The organism is Microcoleus sp. OTE_8_concoct_300, assembly GCF_031383065.1.
GTDB lineage: Bacteria > Cyanobacteriota > Cyanobacteriia > Cyanobacteriales > Microcoleaceae > Microcoleus.
Genome location: NZ_JANMZH010000863.1, coordinates 1 through 2,815, shown reverse-complemented (window position 1 = coordinate 2,815; position 2,815 = coordinate 1). Strand labels below are relative to the sequence as shown.

The following is a 2,815-nucleotide window of genomic DNA, read 5'->3' as shown; positions in this document are numbered from 1 at the left end:
CGATTCGATGTTTAGTAATTGGCAGGTTGTTGTTGAATTAATGTCTTTGTCTCCACATAAACTACCTAATTACCAACAAGGAATAAGAGCTATGAGGCTTATTCTATCAGCGTTATAAGCGACTTGTCGCCCCGACAGATTAATGCTCACACTTAATACAGACATAACAAAGCAGGCAAATAAGTGCTGTATCTCTCCACAGCACCGGAAAACATTATATCATAATTCCTTCTTGCTTCTTCCTGACATCCGTTACATCCGTTACATCCGTTAAATAATCCGTTGCCGAACTTGCTTCTTCCTGACATCCGTTACATCCGTTACATCCGTTAAATAATCCGTTGCCGAACTTGCTTCTTCCTGACATCCGTTACATCCGTTACATCCGTTAAATAATCCGTTGCCGAACTTCCTTCTTCTTAACTTTCATCAAGATTTTTAAGAGCCTTTTCGATCTCGGCCGTCAAGACTCGTGCTTCTTTTTTACCGCCCCCATGGGCATAATCCGCCACGGAAATCGCAGAACCGATCGCAATTTTTACCTGAGAACCCCATTGAGGAATGCGAGGGCGATAGCGGATACTCATCGGTACAATTTTCACCCCCAAACCCGGTTTGCTCAACTCTGCTTGAATTGCCAAACGAGCCAATCCAGGCTTAATCGGGTGAACTTCGCCATCCTGAAAAATGCCGCCTTCGGGAAAAATCACCAACATCTCCTTGTCGAGGAGAAGTTCCACCCCGTAACGGAGACTGCGAATTGCTGGATGCTTGATATCCACAGGAAACCCTCCCAAATGTCGGATGAACCAACCTTGCAGTCCTTTCACTTCATCAGCAGTTACCATAAACCGCAAATCGCGTCCAGTCACCATCTGTCCCGTTGAATAGGGCATCATCAGGGCATCCCACCGGGAACGGTGCGTAGGGGCTAAGATGACAGGCCCCTCTTTCGGCAAGTTCTCCTGTCCGGTTATATCAATCTTGTCAAAATGAAGCGGTAGGACAACATAGTGACCTAGCGGATAGAGCAAGGAGGTTAACCAAGGAGAAACGCGAGAGGTATTAAATGCTACCTTTGCAGGCATTGGCTTCACTAGAGATGATTTACTGGACTCAACGGCGATCGTGGCGGTGTGGGGCATAGCACTGAACCTGCTTTATCGAAATCTCAAGTCTAAAGTAAGTTGTTGGACAAATCTTTAGTTTTTGGATCGGGACAGTTTTGCTATTGGCATTGTGCCGATCGAGCGATCGCGCCCGCAAGAGATAATCTCTAACAGGTAAAACCTCAGCCAACCGGACAGCACTAATGCAGAGCAGTCGGCCGCCTCGAAAGCTTGAGCGGGCAATTACGGATCTATTATTTCAGTTAAACGGTCAAGTTCGATTAAACATCGCCCAGAAGAGAGTAAAAAATTTTACCTGTTAAATTGAACGGCGTGCTTCAAACCAAGAAAGCAACTGATCGCGGCAAACAGACTCCATAATACCGCCGAGAACCTCTAAGCGGTGACACGAATGCGCGCTATCTGGAATATTAGCCACAGTCCGAATCGTGCCAGTTTTCGGGTCATCTGCTCCGTATACCAGCAGACCAATCCGAGCTTGGATGATCGCACCCGCGCACATCGGGCAAGGCTCCAGCGTTACGTAGAGCGTGCATTGGTTAAGATGCCAGTCTTGCAAAACTTGCCCGGCCGCCCGCAGAGCCAAGATTTCAGCGTGAGCAGTCGGATCGCAGTCTCGCTCTCGCCGATTTTGCGCTTCGGCAATCAATTTGCCAGTACCGTCAACAATTGCAGCACCCACGGGTACTTCACCTGCATCACCGGCTGCTTGTGCCAGGGACACGGCCCTAGTCATCCAGCGTTTGTGAATAAAATAATTAGTATCACTAATAAACAACGGCTCAGTTTGGGAATTCACATCATACCTAAGGAAGAGAAAAACTTAAGATCGATAAAGAAAGTTAGATTAGAGCTTTATCGAGTCTCATTTTTAATTATGGATACCACCACGATCACCACTGAAGTTGTTGAGCTGTTGTGTCGCATTAGCCGGCAAAAGCTCCGCGAACAAGATATCACTCCTTTGGTAGTGTTTCTGACTGCTCTGATTTCCATCATGCGGGGAGTCATGGTTTGTGACAGGACGATCGCAGTTCAAGAAGAAGAACGGCTGCAAAAGACTCTCAAAGCCTTTGCCAGCGGCGACCGCGAGCGGGTAGAACTAATTCAGCGCCTTGTCAAAGGAATCTCCAAACAGCAGGTTTACTTCAACCCCACGGAATTGCTAACCCTGACAGCATTGTTCTCAGAATCCGAAAAGCTGTTGCTCATCGGTTCCGGCTACGAAATGTCAGCGGCAGACGGATACATCGACCTGCGGGAGCAAATGTACTTACAGTCGATCGCAAATCGGCTCGGGCTCGACTCCAGACACATTGCAGTCATAGACACTTTATTCACTAAAGAAGGAACCCTCGACTCAGAAGCTTTTGCCGAAGTTAAAGCTTTACTCGATCCCAGCGAATTCGAGTCCCGCGAGCCGGTATTTGGCAAAGCAGCCAAGCACTTGTTGGGTATTTTAGTCCGCAAATAATCCAGCGCATATAAATTTTTGAGCAGTAAAAGTAGTGACAGAGGAGTTCGAGGATTTGACGCTTTTTCGATTTGAGACGGGACTTGCGCGCTCTTAGGAATGAGAATTAAATAACTTCCACAATAACAATTAAAATTGTAAGTTATTTAATTCGCGATCCTTAGCCTCAAAAACCGGGTTGTTTAAGCCCTACCAAAAGCGCTGCACGAGG

Annotated in this window: 4 protein-coding genes; 1 reads left to right on the top strand and 3 read right to left on the bottom strand. The window is 47.0% G+C overall.

Annotated features, from left to right (window positions below; translation table 11 throughout):
• Positions 1-214: 214 nt before the first annotated feature.
• The 3 genes from ACUVJL_RS37815 to tadA form a co-directional block, all read right to left on the bottom strand.
• Positions 215-367 (bottom strand): hypothetical protein, encoded by a 153-nt coding sequence (locus ACUVJL_RS37815; RefSeq protein WP_445250504.1) that lies wholly within the window; start codon positions 365-367, stop codon positions 215-217.
• A gap of 52 nt (positions 368-419) precedes the next feature.
• Positions 420-1,145, bottom strand: a complete 726-nt coding sequence (locus ACUVJL_RS37810) for a lysophospholipid acyltransferase family protein (protein WP_445250503.1) — start codon at positions 1,143-1,145, stop codon at positions 420-422.
• A 283-nt stretch (positions 1,146-1,428) separates the two neighbouring features.
• Positions 1,429-1,929: a tRNA adenosine(34) deaminase TadA gene (gene tadA, locus ACUVJL_RS37805; RefSeq protein ID WP_445250502.1), complete on the bottom strand. Its 501-nt coding sequence runs from the start codon at positions 1,927-1,929 to the stop codon at positions 1,429-1,431.
• 78 nt (positions 1,930-2,007) lie between these two features.
• Between tadA and ACUVJL_RS37800 the strand changes: the two genes are divergently transcribed.
• Entirely contained in the window at positions 2,008-2,604 is a 597-nt protein-coding gene (locus ACUVJL_RS37800; protein ID WP_445250501.1) for a TerB family tellurite resistance protein, read from the top strand.
• Positions 2,605-2,815 lie beyond the last annotated feature (211 nt).

Bases quoted from the DNA above. Each gene is read 5' to 3' on its own strand.
- ACUVJL_RS37800 (WP_445250501.1), top strand. From the start codon at position 2,008: ATGGATACCACCACGATCACCACTGAAGTTGTTGAGCTGTTGTGTCGC.
- ACUVJL_RS37810 (WP_445250503.1), bottom strand. From the start codon at position 1,145: ATGCCCCACACCGCCACGATCGCCGTTGAGTCCAGTAAATCATCTCTA.
- ACUVJL_RS37815 (WP_445250504.1), bottom strand. From the start codon at position 367: ATGTCAGGAAGAAGCAAGTTCGGCAACGGATTATTTAACGGATGTAAC.